This window comes from Haloarchaeobius iranensis (assembly GCF_900103505.1).
GTDB lineage: Archaea > Halobacteriota > Halobacteria > Halobacteriales > Natrialbaceae > Haloarchaeobius > Haloarchaeobius iranensis.
Window position 1 is genome coordinate 58832 of sequence record NZ_FNIA01000015.1, and the last position, 16045, is coordinate 74876.

At 65.3% G+C, this 16045-nt stretch carries 13 protein-coding genes; 5 read left to right on the top strand and 8 right to left on the bottom strand.

Annotation, left to right across the window (positions count from 1 at the left end; translation table 11 throughout):
• Positions 1–13: 13 nt before the first annotated feature.
• The 3 genes from BLT27_RS13180 to BLT27_RS13190 form a co-directional block, all read right to left on the bottom strand.
• Positions 14–649 (bottom strand): IS6 family transposase, encoded by a 636-nt coding sequence (locus BLT27_RS13180; RefSeq protein ID WP_089734643.1) that lies wholly within the window; start codon positions 647–649, stop codon positions 14–16.
• Between the two features lie 179 nt (positions 650–828).
• A complete protein-coding gene (locus tag BLT27_RS13185) occupies positions 829–3237 on the bottom strand; it encodes a DEAD/DEAH box helicase (RefSeq protein WP_089734645.1) in 2409 nt (802 codons plus the stop codon).
• A 6-nt stretch (positions 3238–3243) separates the two neighbouring features.
• Positions 3244–4659 (bottom strand): ribonuclease H-like domain-containing protein, encoded by a 1416-nt coding sequence (locus tag BLT27_RS13190; RefSeq protein ID WP_089734647.1) that lies wholly within the window; start codon positions 4657–4659, stop codon positions 3244–3246.
• 228 nt (positions 4660–4887) lie between these two features.
• Between BLT27_RS13190 and BLT27_RS13195 the strand changes: the two genes are divergently transcribed.
• The gene (locus BLT27_RS13195) at positions 4888–5133 is read left to right on the top strand and encodes a DUF7861 family protein (protein WP_089734648.1); all 246 of its coding nucleotides are present in this window, start codon (positions 4888–4890) and stop codon (positions 5131–5133) included.
• Between the two features lie 37 nt (positions 5134–5170).
• Here BLT27_RS13195 and BLT27_RS13200 read toward each other — a convergent pair whose 3' ends face one another.
• A complete protein-coding gene (locus BLT27_RS13200) occupies positions 5171–5494 on the bottom strand; it encodes a DUF6788 family protein (protein ID WP_089734650.1) in 324 nt (107 codons plus the stop codon).
• Positions 5495–5620: 126 nt separating this feature from the next.
• Between BLT27_RS13200 and BLT27_RS13205 the strand changes: the two genes are divergently transcribed.
• On the top strand, positions 5621–6613 hold the full coding sequence (locus BLT27_RS13205) for an MBL fold metallo-hydrolase (RefSeq protein ID WP_089734652.1): 993 nt from the start codon (positions 5621–5623) through the stop codon (positions 6611–6613).
• A gap of 55 nt (positions 6614–6668) precedes the next feature.
• Here BLT27_RS13205 and BLT27_RS13210 read toward each other — a convergent pair whose 3' ends face one another.
• On the bottom strand, positions 6669–7472 hold the full coding sequence (locus tag BLT27_RS13210; RefSeq protein ID WP_089734654.1) for a DUF4097 family beta strand repeat-containing protein: 804 nt from the start codon (positions 7470–7472) through the stop codon (positions 6669–6671).
• A gap of 181 nt (positions 7473–7653) precedes the next feature.
• Between BLT27_RS13210 and BLT27_RS13215 the strand changes: the two genes are divergently transcribed.
• The gene (locus BLT27_RS13215; protein WP_089734656.1) at positions 7654–8028 is read left to right on the top strand and encodes a winged helix-turn-helix transcriptional regulator; all 375 of its coding nucleotides are present in this window, start codon (positions 7654–7656) and stop codon (positions 8026–8028) included.
• 24 nt (positions 8029–8052) lie between these two features.
• On the opposite strand, the gene BLT27_RS13220 is transcribed toward BLT27_RS13215, so the two are convergent.
• On the bottom strand, positions 8053–9483 hold the full coding sequence (locus BLT27_RS13220; protein WP_089734658.1) for an FAD-dependent oxidoreductase: 1431 nt from the start codon (positions 9481–9483) through the stop codon (positions 8053–8055).
• A gap of 118 nt (positions 9484–9601) precedes the next feature.
• On the opposite strand from BLT27_RS13220, the gene BLT27_RS13225 reads away from it, so the two are divergent.
• Complete coding sequence (locus BLT27_RS13225) at positions 9602–10291, top strand: haloacid dehalogenase type II (RefSeq protein ID WP_089734660.1); 690 nt, start codon at positions 9602–9604, stop codon at positions 10289–10291.
• 139 nt (positions 10292–10430) lie between these two features.
• Here the strand turns inward: BLT27_RS13225 and BLT27_RS13230 are convergent, their stop codons facing one another.
• Together BLT27_RS13230 and BLT27_RS20210 are read right to left on the bottom strand one after the other, a co-directional pair.
• Positions 10431–11324, bottom strand: coding sequence for a universal stress protein (locus tag BLT27_RS13230; RefSeq protein ID WP_089734662.1), 894 nt, complete (start codon positions 11322–11324; stop codon positions 10431–10433).
• A 398-nt stretch (positions 11325–11722) separates the two neighbouring features.
• A complete protein-coding gene (locus BLT27_RS20210; protein WP_245707754.1) occupies positions 11723–13282 on the bottom strand; it encodes a Cdc6/Cdc18 family protein in 1560 nt (519 codons plus the stop codon).
• A gap of 2091 nt (positions 13283–15373) precedes the next feature.
• Between BLT27_RS20210 and BLT27_RS19235 the strand changes: the two genes are divergently transcribed.
• The gene (locus BLT27_RS19235; RefSeq protein WP_089734664.1) at positions 15374–15712 is read left to right on the top strand and encodes a HalOD1 output domain-containing protein; all 339 of its coding nucleotides are present in this window, start codon (positions 15374–15376) and stop codon (positions 15710–15712) included.
• Positions 15713–16045: the final 333 nt, after the last annotated feature.

Below are 16045 nucleotides of genomic sequence, written 5' to 3' on the forward strand. Positions count from 1 at the left end.
GAAGCGGTCGCGTTCAGATTAGCTGATTCCATGCGAAGGCGAACGATTTGAGCCATTCGTCAGCAGTTTCTGCGCTTGCGTGACTGAAACAGTTCGAGAAAGCGGTAGTTCTTCGTTTTACCTCTCGAAAGACACGTTCGACGCTGTTGCGATTTCCATGTTTCTCGTAGCGGAAATCGAGGCCGTGACGGGTGCAGGCGTCTTTCAGCGGCGTCGCACCGTCGACGAGGAACACGGCGTCGTCGACGTCGTGCTTCTCGCGTAGTTCCGTGAAGAACGCGTGAGCGAGCACGTTCGTTCTCGTCGGTTCAAGCTTCGTATGCAGTAGTTCGTTGGTTTCTGGGTCGACAGCAGCGTACAGCCAGTAGCGTTCGTCATTCAGTTGGATCACGGTCTCGTCGACCGCGACGTGATCCGGCGAGTGACCGTCCTCAGGCTGTAGATCAGCCTTATCAACCCAGTTGTGAACGGTCGATTTGACGCGGTTAACACCGAACAGTTCAAGAATCGAAACAGTATTCGAAAGCGAGAGACCAGCAAGATGCAGCTGAATACTGAGCTTCATCAACAGCCGCGGTGTTGCTTCTCGCTCCACAAAACCTAACTCGATCTCGTCCAAAGAGTCGTTGAGGACGGCGTTTTTGGGCATAGAACACTTCGAAAATGCCGTTCCTCACCTTTCAGTGCTTATCTGAACACCGCCCCGGAAGCGCACGTATTGTTCTCGTACAACACGTGAGGCCTGGCAACGAGACTATCCCCCACTGCGAAAGTGACGTGAGGCTGTAACTTCTCGGGTGGAGTGCAGGTCGGACCGTCCGCCGGCGTTCACTCGGCCTCGGCCGGCAGCTGGCCCAGCACCCGGTCGAGCACGGCGACCGTCGCCTCGGTGTGCAGGAACTGGTTCTGGTTGCCGCACTGGGAGTCCATGATGCAGGCGGGGCAGCCACCGGTTCCGGCGCAGTCACAGCCGGCCACCCGCTCCCGTGTGCGTCGGGCGAGCGGTTCCGCGCGGTCGTAGATGCGCCGCGCGAAGCCGAGCCCTCCTTCCACGGCGCTGTGGATGAACCACGTCGGAACGCCAGTCTCGGGATGTAGCGGCGTGCTCAGGCCGCCCAGGTCGCCCGTGTCGAGCCGGAGTTCGAGCGGCGTGAGCTTGATCATCCCGTGCTCGGCGCCGTGCAGGCCGCCGCCGAACACCTCCATCACCTCTCCCTCGCTCGCCAGTTCCGGGTCCAGCCCGCCGACGTCGGAGAGTATCTCGTCCCGTAGCGACGGCGGCGTCTCGATCCACAGCAGGTCGGTGCGGAGTTCGACCGGTGGCAGGCCTGTCGGCTGGAGCGGCGTCGTCGCCTCGCCAGTGCTGATGTTCTTGCGCTGGTAGTGTGTGTAGTGGATCTCGACGGTGCCCGTGCCGTGAGCGATGGCGTAGCCGTCGCCGAGTTCCCGGCGCTCGTCCACCGCGAGGCCACGGACGGTCTTCTCCGAGCTCGTCTCCGTGTACTCGTCGGTGCGGACGCGTTCGACCGTGATGTACGGCTGCGGGGCGTCCTCGACGAACTCCGTCACCAGGTACTGTGCTCCGGCGTGGAGGAAGAGCGCGCCCTCGTGGTGGTCGCGGTACGCCCGGTCGCGGTCGACCGGCTCCATGTCGATGTCGCCATCGGCGCGGCGGACGACGAACTGTGTGTCGGCCGCGCCGTACATCGACACCTCCGACTGCGGTCTCGGCGGCCCGGTGTACCGAACCGCACGGGAGAGATCACCAGCGAGCTGGCCGGCGTCGGACCACATCTCGACGGCCCGGTCGAGGCGCTCCCCGTCGAACCACTTCCGGTCGTCGGCAGTCAGAGGTTTCTCGTGCGCCGCACAGCGGACGTGCTCCGCGTACACCGGGTTGTTGTCGAGCCCGACGACGCCGTCCTCGATGGCGTCGCCGAGGACGTACTCCGGATTGTCGAGGATGTACTGGTCGATGGCGTCGGCGCGGGCGACGAACACCGAGAGCGCGTCGCTCTCACCCCGGCCGGAGCGGCCGACCTGCTGCCAGAACGACTGTCGGGTGCCGGGGTAGCCCGTGAGGACGGTGGCGTCCATCGAGCCGACGTCGATTCCCAGTTCGAGCGCGTTCGTCGACGTGACGCCGTCGAGCTGGCCGGTCTTGAACTCGTACTCGGTACCGCGTCTCGTCTCCTTGCCCAGCCCGGCGTGGTACGGCGCGACATCGACGTCGCCGTGCCGCGGGTGCTTGCTCGCGGCGTCCCGCGCGTACTTCGCTCCGAGCTCCGCGTTCTTGCGGCTCCGCGCGAACATGAGCGTCTGTCGGTCGTGGAGCCCGAGATGCGCGACGATGGACGCCCCCTCCCAGACCGGGCTCGTCGTCGCGGACTGGAACGCCTCGAAGTCTGCGTCGTCGTCGAGTTCGTCCTCGTCGACCGGCGGCTGCCAGAACGCCACGTCACGGGTACCGCGTGGCGACCCGTCCCGGTCCACCACCGCGAACGGCTTCCCGACGAGGCGCTCCGAGTGCTCGGCCGGGTTGCCGACCGTCGCGGAGGTGCAGACGACCTGCGGGTCGCTGTCGTAGTGGTCCAGGATACGCCGCAGCCGGCGGACGGTCCAGGCGACGTGCATCCCGTGGACGCCGGTGTAGGTGTGTGACTCGTCGACGGCGAGCAGCTCGCAGTTCGCGAAGAAGCGCCGCCAGCCGCTGTGGTGGCCGAGGTAGGCGTTGACGCCCGCGAAGTTCGTGATGATGACGTCGGCGGTGTCACGGATGCGCCGCCGCCGGTCGCTCGGCGTGTCGCCGTCGTACACCCGGACCGAGATGTCGAGTCCGAGGTCGCCGTAGAACTCGTTCAGCTCACCCTCCTGGTCGCGCGAGAGCGCCTTCGTCGGGTAGACGAGGAACGCGGTCGAATCGGGGTCTTCGAGGTGGTTCCTGGCGATCTGGAGCGCGTAGACGAACGTCTTCCCGGACGACGTCGAGGTGGCGACACAGACGTTCTCCCCGTCGGCGAGGACCTCCAGCGCCCGCGCCTGGTGGGTGTAGAGCTCGCCGACGGCGTCCGCGAACCTGCGCGCGAGGTCCGGAGGCAGGACCTCGTGCGGGTCGACGGTGTGGGCCGGTCGCGCAGGGATGGTCGCCGCGTGCTGTACCTGTCCCTCGTAGTCGGGATACGTCTCCCGGAGCCGTGCTTCCGTTGTCGGTGCGTCCGTCGGTGTGTCCTGTGCCATCGTGTTTCACCAGTCCGAGAGCGTGCCCTGGGTGGTCCCGTCGCCGGCGTCGGTGCTCGTCGCCGAGACGACCCGCCCGCTCTCGTCGAGCGCCGTCCAGATGGTCGCGAGAGCGCGCACGTCGTCCTCGCAGTAGGTCTCGAAGCGGTCCCAGTCCGGTTCTGTCTCGGGCGACCGGTCGTCCATCCAGGCGCGGTAGACGCGTGCGACGGCGGCTCCCGTCAGACCCGTGCCGGCACTCTCGTGGCCGAGCGCCGCCGCCACGTCTTCCAGCTTGTTCGTCCGACCCGGAAGCACGGCGTTGTCCTGCTCGACGGCCCATCGGTACGGGTCGAACCGGTCCATCGCGTCCCAGATCGGTTCGAGCTCCGGGCAGTGCTCGACGACGTGGTCGCCGAGCACCTGGAAGTCGAACCGCCAGCCGTTGTAGGCCACGACCGGACGGCCGTCGGCCTCCGCGTCGTACCACGACAGGAACTCGCGGATGGCGCCACCGGGGTCGTCGGGGTCGCGCTGGACGAACGAGCGGTACGTTCCGTCGGGTGGCGTGCCGTCGAGGACGCCGACCAGCCACGTGATGGTCGGCGAGAGCCCGTCGGTCTCGATGTCGACGAACACCGGGTCGTCGGCGGGCAGCGGTGCATCGGAGCGGCGGACCACGCGGCCATCGACGACTGCGCTGGCGCTCTCGACGATTCGCTCCGTGCTCGACTCGCCGAGCCCGTCGACGGCCGCCAGCTCGGTGGGGTCGGCCGCGGCGATGGCCTCGCGGCTCCCGTACCCGGCCTCCCGCAGTCGGCGTGCGCGAGTGTCGCCGACGCCGTCGAGTGCGCGGAGTCCGAGGCGCGAGGGCTTCAGCGTGTTGGAGAGGACCAGGCCGTCGGGACGGCAGTCGAACGCAACGAGCGGGCGGTCACCGACCCCGGCCTCCGCCCCGGCCCCGACGACCGACAGGCCGTCCCACTCGCGGGCGTACCCCTCGGGCAGTCCGGTCGAGAGGTGGACGAGCCCGTCGGTGTCGGACCCCTGCTCGAGTGCGGCCCGGTACTCGTCGAGGCCGGCCAGCGCGGTCGAGAGCGCGGCCCGGTCCACGTCGAGGGAGAGCAACCCGGAGAGGACGTACGCCGGCCCGGTCTCCGGGACGTCGTCGAGGTCCGCGAGGGTCGGCGCGAAGACGAACTCGACACCGTCGACCCGGCGGGGACCACGAACCGGGTCGTGTCCGTTCGGGTCGAAGACTATCGTTCCGGCGTCGGTGACGCGTCGGAGTGCGCTGGTGGCCCGTCGCGCGGACTCCGTCCCGGTGAGGACGACCGCGTCGGGCTCGAAGTAGGAGAGCCAATCGTCGAGCTCCCGTCCCGTTGCTCGTTCGACGAACGCGGGGTGCGCGGCGGCGACCCGGGCCGACGCTGGCGGCGACATACGTTACTCGACCCGGAGTGCTCCAGCGCAATAGGCGTGTCCGTGTAGGCCACACATCACGGCACTCTCGGCACTCGGTGACTCACGACCGCCCAACCGCCGGTGTGGTTTTGCTGCTGCGGCCGGTACTGACGAACGAATGGGCACGTCGAACCCAGCCTCCGTCGGTCGGAGCCCGACCCGGCCGGCGGGTCTCGAGTCATCCGCAGTCCTCGCCGGTGACCCCCGATGAACCACGACCGAATCCACGCCAGGGAGCCGAGCCACGATGTCGAGCGCTGGTCGGTCGGGACCATACAGACCATCGACGAGGTCGACGGCCACTGCGTCGTCACGGTCCGTTCAGCGGACGGCGAGTCGGTCGACCTGGTCGTCACGTTCGCTATCAGGGACCTGTTCGTCTCCCGGCTGGATATCGGAGACGACGGGTCAGCCGTCGGCGAGCAGGTCTGGTACCGAAAACGCGGTGGTTGAGGATGGAACGCTCGGAGCGCACGACTGCGGCCGGCCGCTACTCGCCACCGTGGACCGGCCCGTGGTACTTCGAGTGTATCTCGTCACCCTCTCGCCACTGCCAGTAGTAGTACTGGTTCTCGTTGATCGTCTTCGTGGTGATGCTTGCCTTCGTCGGGACAGCCGCCGGCCTGCCGTCGGAGCCAGGTCCCGCTGCCCCGGAACCGTCCCCTGCGTCGAGGCGTTCGTCCCGCTCCCGGAGTTCAGCGAGTTTCTCCGCGTACTTCGCGGCCTCGCGCAGTTGCGTCGGCGTGCAGTCCTCCAGCGTCTCGCAGAGGTCGTCGGGAATCGCGACCGGCGGCGTCGGTGGGTCGTCTGACATCTGCTGGACCGACTTAACCAACAACGGCGTTTTCCTTCGCTCTGTTGGTTAATGGGAGGTCGAACCTGATGCTGACGGCCGAGGACGACAGTCTAAGGAGCCCCGAGTCCGTTCTCCCCGGTAGTTGTGCACAGAATACAGCTGGACAATCGGGAGTTCGAAGGGTCGAACGCGGTCTATCTGCTGGGTGCCGATTCCGCCGGACCGACGACACTGGTGGACACCGCCACCGCACAGCCGGCCGTACAGTCCGAACTCGTCGCCGAACTCGAAGCCGTCGGCGTCTCACCCGCCGACATCGACCAGGTCCTCCTCACGCATTTCCACGGCGACCACGCGGGCGGTGCCGGCGCGATACAGGCAGCCGGGGATGCCGTCGTTCGTGTCCACGAAGCCGACGCGCCGCTGGTGACCCGCGACCCGGCCGCCCTCACCGAGTTCGACGAGCGACACTCGGCCCTGTTCGACCACTGGGGGATGCCAGAACCCGCAGCGGCCGAGCTCCGGGAGAGCCTCGCGGACGACGCGCTCTGGTCGGCCGACGATGCGGACATCGAGCCGTTCACCGACGGCGACCGGTTCCCCGTCGGTGACGGGGAGGCGGCGGTGTGGCACCTGCCCGGGCACACCGTCGGTCAGTCCGGGTTCGTGCTCGACGTCGACGGCGACCGCGCACTGTTCAGTGGCGACGCGCTGCTGCCGAAGTACACGCCGAACGTCGGCGGGGCAGATATCAGAGACGAGCACGCGCTCGAGTCGTACCTCGACACACTGGTCCGCATCGCCGACGGCGGGTTCGACGTCGCCTATCCCGGCCATCGAGCACCGATTTCGACTCCCGAAGCGCGGGCCCGGCAGATACTGCGACACCATCGGGATCGCACGGACCGTGTCCTGGACGTTCTCGAGGCGCAGGGACCCGCGGACGCCTGGACGGTGAGCGCCCAGCTGTTCGGCGAGCTCGAGGGCATCCACATCCTCCACGGGCCCGGAGAGGCCTACGCTCACCTCGAACACCTCCGTGAGGCTGACGTCGTCTCGCTCGTGGGCACAGAGTACGAGCTCCGGGACTCCCGTCCCGAACTCGACTCGTTGTTCCCCGTGCTCGACGCGGCGTAAGCAGCCGCCAGAAGTGGTTCGAGCCAGGTCGGGCCGGGTCCGCTGCCTGCCCCACTCAGAGCGCGCGGACCCGAGCCTCTCCGAGGTCGCTACCGACCCGTAGCCGGTAGCCGCCGCCGTTCAACCGGCCGGTGATGTGGTCGCCCTCACGAGTCGTATCGGTCAGCGAGAGGTCGCTCTCGACGCTGGACCCACGGAGGTCGAGCTCCAGGTCGAGCTCCGAGAGCACGCGCACTTCGACCGCACCGATACCCGTCCCGATGTCGACGTCACGCCGGAGCCCCCGTACTTCGACGGTCACGTCACCGATATCGGTGCTCGCGTGGTCGAGCCCGGCGATGTCGGTTGCATCGAGACTCCCGGTCTGCGTGGAGAGGTCGAGGAACCCATCGACCCGGCGGGCCTCGACAGCCCCGACACCGACGCGCACGATGCTGTCGCCGGTGGTGTCACGCAGCGAGACGCGCCCGACGTCCACGTCGACAGCCTCGACGACGAGGTCTCGCGGCACCCTGACAGCGAGCGTGATGCTGCCGCGGTCCTCGAAGACGGAACTGGACCCACTGAAGCCGCCGATCAGTTCCAACAGTCCGTCCGACGTTGCTACCGTGACGGTGAGTCGGTCGAAGTCCTCCCCCTCGCCACGAAGTCGCTTCTCCGCACTGTACTCGATACGGTCGATGTCGGCTCCGGTGACGGTGACGTCCCCGACGGCGTTGCTGACACGGATCCGGTCGATGTCGTCGGCCGAAATCGAATCCGTCGTCGTCTCGCTGCTCTGCACGTTGAACGTCGTGCAGCCGGCGATAGCTGTCGCGAGGACCACTGCGCCGGCGCCGAGGAAAGAACGTCTGTTCATCTCTACTCGTACGCGCCACACAATCAAAAGCTAGAGAGTAAGCGCATCGGTAGCCAGCGGCACGCCGGCCCCGACCGTTCGTGGCCGCGACCGCAGCAGTGGTCGCGTTCGAAGGTGGTTACGGGTCGAAAGCAGCTTTCGACTGTTCACCATTAAGACGGGCGAGCGTGATGGTTCGACCATGACAGACCAGTCAGGTGCGGGCGGCGCTCCCGACGAACTGGAGGTCTGGTGTGCCGGCGAGGACTGGTGTCCGGTGACGACGACGGCGTCGCTCATCTGCCGGAAGTGGCACCCGGTCATCATCCACCGGCTCCTCGAACACGGGCCAAGCGGCTTCAACGAACTCAAGACCGACGTGGACGGGATCTCCTCGAAGGTGCTCTCGGACAGTCTGGAGGACCTCGAGGAGAACCAGCTGGTGGTCCGGGAGATCCTCAGCGAGAAACCGTTCCGCGTTCAGTACTCCCTGACAGAGCAGGGCAGGTCACTGGAACCGGTCATCGTCGCGATGCGGGACTGGGGACTCGAACACCTGACCGACCCCACCGACTGATACCACGGCAGTGCTGCCGTCCGGTCAGTCCTCCAGTGCTCCGTTCAGCACTTTCGCCCCGACGAGGACGGGGTCCCAGACGGGACTGAACGGCGGCGCGTAGGCGAGGTCCGTCCGCTCGAGTTCACCGACAGTCATGTCGTTCTCGAGCGCCGTCGCCACGGTGTCGATGCGGATCGCTGCACGGTCCGTCCCGGCGATGGTCCCACCGAGCAGTTTTCCGCTCCCGCGGTCGGCGGTCAGCGTCACCGTGGTCTCCGCCCCACCGGGGTAGTAGCCCGAGCGCGACCCCGCAGTCACCGTCTTCGAGAGGGGGTCGAACCCGGCGTCTCTGGCTCGGTCGTGGTCGACGAGCCCCGTTCGACCGCACTCCATGTCGAACGCCTTCACGACGGCCGTGCCCGCGATGTCACCGACGGGTGTCGGTCTTCCAGCGACGGTCTGGCCGACAGCCCGCCCCGCCCGGTTCGCTGTCAGTCCCAGCGGCACCCAGTCGTGACTACCGGTCACGGCGTGGCGCATCTCCGCACAGTCCCCCGCGGCGTAGACACCGTCGACGTTCGTCTCCCCGTACCGGTCGGTCGCGATGGCCCCAGATTCGCCGAGTTCCACGGGTGTGTTGGCGACGAGCCCGCTGTTCGGACGAATGCCGATACCGACCACCACCAATCCCGCGTCGACCGAGCCGCCGGTCGAACTGACGCCGCCGACATCGCCGTTCCCGTCGGACTCGATCCGCTCGACCGCCTCGCCGAGATGGAGCGTGACGCCGTTCTCCCGGAGCGTCTCTGCGACCCGCTCGCCGACCGGCTCGCCGAACGGTTCCAGCAACTGTTCGGGGCGCTGGAACAGGTGGACATCGAGGTCGTGTGCGGCGAACGCTTCCGCCATCTCCACGCCGACGTAGCCGCCCCCGACGATGGCGGCCGTCTCCGGTGGCTCTCTGGCCAGGAACTCCTCGACCAGTGCCGTGTCCACGTACTCGACGTTCGGCTCGGCGAACTCGGGCTCCGCTGGGTCGGTCAGGAACGCCCTCACGGCCGCCGTACTGTCCATGCTGTGGATGGTGAACGCTCCACCCAGATGGTGCCCCTCGATGGGCTCCGACACCGCCTGGGCACCGGTCGCGACGAGCAGGTCTCCGTATGGCTGTTCGAACCGCCCATCCGGTCCCTCGACCGAGACCGTGCTCGCGTCCGTGTCGACCCCGACGACCTCGTGCTCCCGTCGAAGGTCGATACCTCGCTCCTCGGCATCGCTCGGCGTCAACGACAGCATATCCAGCAGCGAGTCGACCTCGCCTTTCACGTAGTAGGGCATACCGCACTGCGCGTACGAGACCCAGCGTCCCTTCTCGAAGACGACGACCTCCCGGTCCGGGTTCTCGCGCCTGTGCTTGCTGGCCGCGCTCAGTCCAGCAGCGTCCCCTCCGACGATTACGAACGGGTCCGACATACGTGCCACCTCGGCGGCCGCGCTTGTAACTGTTCTAGTGTGTGGAAGGTAATCGCTCTCCGGTTCGGCCCCCACGACACCCGGATACCTATGCGTCAGCCGCCCGTGAGCTGACCGTATGTCGCTCGACCCGTCACGCGTCGGCACGGTCACCTTCGACTCGTACGGCACCCTCGTGGACGTGACGGCAGCGAGGGAGGCACTCGCGGACCGCGTCTCTGAACCGGAACCGGTCTCGCGACTCTGGCGCTCCCGGTCCCTCGAGTACACGTTCCTCGCCAACCAAATCGACGGCTACGTCCCCTTCTACGATATTCTGCGGGACGCCCTCGATTACGCGCTTCTCACGAACGGCGTCAGCCTCTCCGAGGAGGAACGCGGAGCGGTCCTCGCGGTCTACCACGAGCTCGACGTCTTCGCGGACGTCCGCGAGAGCATCGAACGCCTGCACGATGCGGGCGTGCCCACCTACATCCTCTCGAACGGAGATCCCGAGTTGCTGGCGTCGATGGTCGCACACGCGGATATCGGCGGCCTCATCGCCGACGTCATCAGCGCCGACGAGGTCCGGACGTTCAAGCCGGCCGCAGAGCTGTACCGCCACGCTGCTGGCCGGACGGGGACGCCCATCGACGAGATACTGCACGTGACCGCCGGCTGGTTCGACGTCTTCGGAGCGGTAAACGCAGGGATGCAGGCGGCCTGGGTCGACCGGGCGGGGACGCCGTGGGAGCCGTTCGGCCCCTCGCCGGACCTACGCGTCGAGTCCCTGGCAGCAGTCGCCGACGTGCTCGTCGGGGCCGACTGAGCCAGCACGCTGCACCGCCGGAGTGGGAGACTGCGAGAGGACTCCGAGAAGTCGGGTCTTAACCAACATCGCCGTATTGTTGGTTAAGCGCCTGGTCCGCCGTGTCCCTTCCCTGCATTCGAATCCGGACTCCAGTTCCTTACTCCGACCCGGGCCGGCCAGCGTTCACAGCCACGACCGGCACGTCCGCGTGGCGGATGAGCCGTTCCGTCGTGCTACCGAGGAGGAACCTGTCGATCCCCGAGCGGCCAGCCGTGCCCATCGTGATCAGGTCGATCTCGAACTCCGCCGCGTAGTCCAGGAGCTCCCAGCCGGGGGAGCCGTGTCGGACCGCGGTCCTCGCCTCGAGTCCCGCGTCCCTCGCACGGGCAGCGATGGCATCCGCCGCCGACTCGCCGCTCGACTCCAGGTCCGAGAGGACGCTCGTTGGCATGGTGTACTCTGGACTCGCTCCCAGACCCGCCACGTCGACGACGTTGACGACGTGAACGGTCGCACCGGCCTCCGCCGCGATGGCGAGTCCGTGCTCGACCGCCCGCCCGGCCTCGTCGCTGCCGTCGGTGGGCACGAGCACGTCGTCGTACGAGCCATCCACCCGGCTGTCCTCGACCGACCGGACCGTTAACACCGGTGCGTTCGCGTCCCGCACCACCGATTCGGTCACGCTCCCGGTGACGTACCTGTGCACCCCGGTTCGACCGTGGGTCCCCATCGCAAGGAGGTCGATGTCGTTCTCGTCCGCGTACCCGAGAATCGCTTCCTCCGGAGCGCCCTCGAGCACCGCAGTCTCGACCTCGACGGTCTCGCCCAACACGCCCGTCACGGTGTCGATTGCAGCTGCCGCCTCGGCCTCGCCCTCGGTCGCAGCCGCCTCGTCGTCGCCACCTGCCGCTCGATTGTCGATGTCGTCCGGGTCACTGGCCGAGACGACGTGGACCGTCGCATCGAACAGCACCGCCAGGTAACTCCCGTGCTCAGCAGCGCGTATCGCGTGGTCGCTCCCATCCGTCGGGACGAGGACCGTATCGTACATGGTTGTCGTCCGTAGCTTCGCGGTGTACTACGTTAAACTCCGGTGTCCTATTCTGCCACCCGGCGTTCTCGACAGTTCAAATGAATTTCTCGAAACGGTGGTGGGTGTGTGGAGGTGGAGTGGACCGGAGACCGCGGCATTCGGTACTGGTTCCGCTCGCTCTGGCCGCGGCCGGGCATCGAGGTCGACGAGCAGTCCGGGGACGGAGCCCGGGAAAGATGGAACGTGCGGTCGGAGGACGGTCGAGGAACCGACAGAGGGGTGAGAGCAGAACCGACAGAGGGGAAAGAGCAGAACCGACAGAGGGGAAAGAGCAGAACCGACAGAGGGGAAAGAGCAGAACCGATTGACGGTCGAGAAACCGGGTGAAGGCGACAACGGGGCCGATAGCCCGTCGCTCAGGGGAGCGACCGGTCGTCGCCGATGGTCTTGAAGTTGATGTTGGCGACGCGGGTCGTGTCCTTCAACACTTCGACAGCTATCTCGGTATCGACCTGGAGCTGGTACTGCCACGCTGGGCCGCCGATGGAGCCCGCTGCGACCTTCTCACCGTCGGCGATACCCTGCATGTCCAGTTCGCGGAGGTGGTCCTTGAACCGACGTTGCCCGAGCTTGTCCGCGTCGACCTCGGAGGCGATGCTCTTGTAGACGCCGTAGATGGGTTTCGCCCGGACGGGGGCGTCTCCGGAGAGTTCGAGTGCGGTGAGCGCTGCCAGCGCGAGATGGGCCTGGGTTGTCATCTCGCGCATCGCCTCTACGACCGCCTCGCGCTCCACGAGGGCCTGGGCCTCGCGAGCGTGCTCCGCGGCGACCATCGGCTCGTCGCTCTTGTCGGCCAGCTCACCTGCCTTCCGGAGGTACTTGATCGCCTGGCGGGCGTCGCCGGTGTCCTGTGCCGACAGCGCGGCGATGAGCGGGATGACGTCGTCCGTGAGTATCTCGCTCCGGAAGATGTACTCCTGCCCCGAGTTATCGACCTGTACCGGCGTTCCCTCGATGGTGGCGTCCGTCTGCTGCTCGGCCTCGTCGCTCGCGACAGTGTCCGTCGTTGCGCTCAGCGCCTCGGGAGAACGTCCCTCGTTCGCCTCTGGCTCTACTGTCGCTGCAGAAGCCGTCGAACGGGATTCTGTGGATGGAGACGCCGTGGCGGTCGCGTCCGCCGAGGGTGGCGCTGCGTCGTCACTGGAGTCCGCTGCGTCGTCGCTGGAATCCGATTCGTCGCCGTCGTCGGCGGGTCGTGACGGCTCCGGCCCGTCGACAGGCACGAGATCGGTGTCGCGGAACGCCTTGGCGGCCCGTCGTCGGAGGATCTGCTGGAGCTGCGTGGCATCGTACGGGGAGAACAGGACCGAGTCGTCGTACAGCGAACTCTTGACCTTCGGGCTGAGATTGTCCCGCCACTGCAGGTCGTTGCTGATTCCGATGATACTGGGGAACACGTGGTCGTCGACGTAACCCTGCGCCCGTGCCCGGGGGAGACTGTAGAGTATCCGGTCGTCGTCGCCCAGGGTGTCGATCTCGTCGAGGACGATGATGATGGTGCCACCGATATCGTTCATCGCCTCGAACATCATGTCCATCACCACGTCTGTCGCGTACCCCGTCGGCCTCGTCTCCCCGGTCAACTCCTGGTAGATGCGGGACGCGGCCTTGTAGGAGGTTGAGAGGTCGTGCGATTCGCACGAGACGTAACAGGTCGTCAGGTTCAGGTGGTCGGACTCCTCCTCCGCGTGATGCTGAAGTTCGGAGAGCTTCGCCTGCGCGGCGGCCGTTTTGCCCTGTCCGGCCTTCCCGTGCAGGAAGACGTTGTTCGCACCGACACCTCGAGCAGCCGGGGCGAGAGACATGTGGAGGTCGTCCATCTCGCCTTTGCGCTCCGGGAGGTCGTCGGGGTAGTGTTCCTCACGGAGGACCTCCTCCCGCTCGAATATCGGCGAGGTCTCGGAGAACTGGGTCATTATCGAGAGTACACACGACGGAGGGTGATAAAACCCCAGTTTCAGCAATGTCGAGAACGTCTAGAATTAGGGTTCTGCCGGGAACACACCCACACCACCATTTCACGAATTTGCACGGAAGGATGGGGTGGGGGAAGATTCAGTGGGAGTCGGGGCAGGACACGTGTTTTCCGCTGTACTGGGGCTCGAAAAGGGCGAATTAATCGATTCTCGGCTCGTTCACCCCATATTATATAATATAACGTTTTCGTTTAGTAGTAGTAAGGGTAGTGTCTCACCACTCGAGACAGCTGTTTCCAACACACAAACTCCTCTTACCTCTTTACTTATACGGCAAACGGATATCGAGCCGATTCAGTGTCACGGTCACCCGCGCTCTCGCTGAACGACTCCCCTCCACCCTACTGGTTAATTGCTGAAACGGTGGTGTGAGGGTGATGGTCCACTGCCAACGTCCACGGTTCGACCCGACATCGAACCGTTCCTGCAACGAACGCCGTTCCGTTCGGTAGCGGATTCGGCTCTCTCGAACGTCGACGAGCGGCTACAGTCCGGATCACGTCACGTCGGTTTCGCGGCCATCAGTCCGTACAGCTGGGTTCGAAAGCACGTTCACCGACAGATACCTCGTCGGCAACCCCTACGATGCCCCCGTCTCAGCTCGGCAATTGCTGAAACGGCGGTGTGGGTGTCCACTCATCGACTGTCCCATTGGTTCGTCCTCCATCCGGTTGGTCCGCCGTGAATTGCCGAAACGGTGGGGTGGGTGTGGCTCGCCCACCCCGCCGATTCGTCGCGAGTTCCTGAAACGGTGGTGTGGGTGTCTGGTGATTCGTCCTGTGTTTCGAATCAGCGCTAGGCCACGTGTATCGCTCCTATCGGTACTGTTGCCGATGGTAGCCGGCGGACGGTCGAACCGAATTGGATGGAGGGACTGCAGGGGCAGCGACTCGAATTGCTGAAACGGTGGTGGGTGCTTCCGGTGGTGTCGACAGTTCGTCCCGAAACGACGTTCGAGCCGGCGGAGACGTGGCCGAAATTCTCGAAACGGTGGTGGGTGTCCCCCCGACAGTACCGGTCTCATTCTGGGAACCGGCGTCCAGAACGCTCAGTCCCAACCCAGCACCACCGGAAAGTTCCTGAAACGGTGGTGGGTGGCCAACCGGTCCCGGATACTGCGGTGTGGTCCCGACTTCGCTCCCAACAAACGCCGAAAACGGACGCCGGGGGTCACCCACGACCCTGCACCGTCTGCACGAAATTGCTGAAACGGTGGTGGGTGTGTTCCTGTTCGGCTGTCCTTCCGAATCGGGGCCCGGATTACTCGACGAGGAATTGCAGCAACAGCGGTTGCAGGGCGGGTCAGAAGGGACACCGGAGACAGACCCTGGCAGCGAACCGCCTCGATCCCACTCGTCTTCTCTCGGTGAACGGCCTCTCGTCCCCAGAAGCCGGGTCGCTGCGTGCTCGTGTCGAACGGTCTGTTGTCTGGCTACGCCCCCGTCGATACTGTTCCCGAAACTGAATTACTGAAACGGTGGTGTCCCGCTCCACGACTGGTGGACTGTCGCGGAGTTCGAACGCAACCTCGAGAGGGTCCGTGAGGCGCTCGACGAGCTGGCCGTCGAGGGGATGATGCACGACAAATCGCTCGTTCGCGACGCCTGCACAACATCGAGTCGTTCCCGTTGACGTTTGTATACGCTTTCTCATCACAAGCTGTGTGCGTATATAATTCGATACCTTGGCCGAGTTGTTTCGATGCCCGTATCCGCTCGCAAGAGGGCGCACCTTGCTCCAGCGCGGCTGAGAGACGACCGTCTGCAGAGTGCACTCGCTGCTCGCAGCTATCACGGACCACCTTGTTGCAGGATGTGACCAGACTCAGCCCGAGGTGTCGCGAACTGGATACCAAACAGGGTGTAGCTCGGGTAAATCCGGTACCGACACCAGACCTTACTGGTCATCGAGGATAACATAGGGATGATAGAACCGACGAATAACCTGAGCCACACCGGGTAATTTATACACGAGGCGGTCCGTCTCCAAACAGACCGGGAGCCACGATGAGGCACCAGAATTGTAGCGTCGATGGCATTTTTCGCGATCGATGGCGGTTCCCGAACTACGAGCGACGATAACATGACTATTGGAAGCACTACGGGCGGCGACACGGGCAGGCAACAGGAGTACGAGACGAAGTTCGAGTACGAAGGCGACGAGTCGGTGGCAACGTCGATCGCCTTCGCTGTCGCGCAGGTAACAGAACAGGAAGCCATGGAGCTGGAGCCTCTCGGTTCGTTCGTCGACTGCGAGGCGCTGGACGCTCTCGTCAAGTCAGCGGAGCCGTCACTCTCGGTTTCGTTTCTCTACGAGGGGTGCCGAATCTTCGTATCCGGTAACGGCTCGGTCGAGATCACTCGCGTCTGACACGGACCAGGGCACAGCGCGCTCGGTGCAGGTCGAATCGGAGTGACCGTCGACAGTCGTCCTGTCTGAGGCCACACGTTCTCTCCACGAGGAACGCCAGTGCTGTCCCACGAACGCGGACTGATTATCGTCGGATTCGTAGAATTAAATTTATACGTGACACTGCCATGTGTTCTCATAGCAAAGTGTGTGGCGATTCCGAAGGGGAATCCCCGTGCACTCTCTGCGGTATGCTGTCGCTACGCACTGCTATGGGGAAGAGGGACCGCGAGTCTAATCGAAGCGAGGAAACCTTTCAACGGCTATGAGCGCTCAAAATAACACGGTATCGGC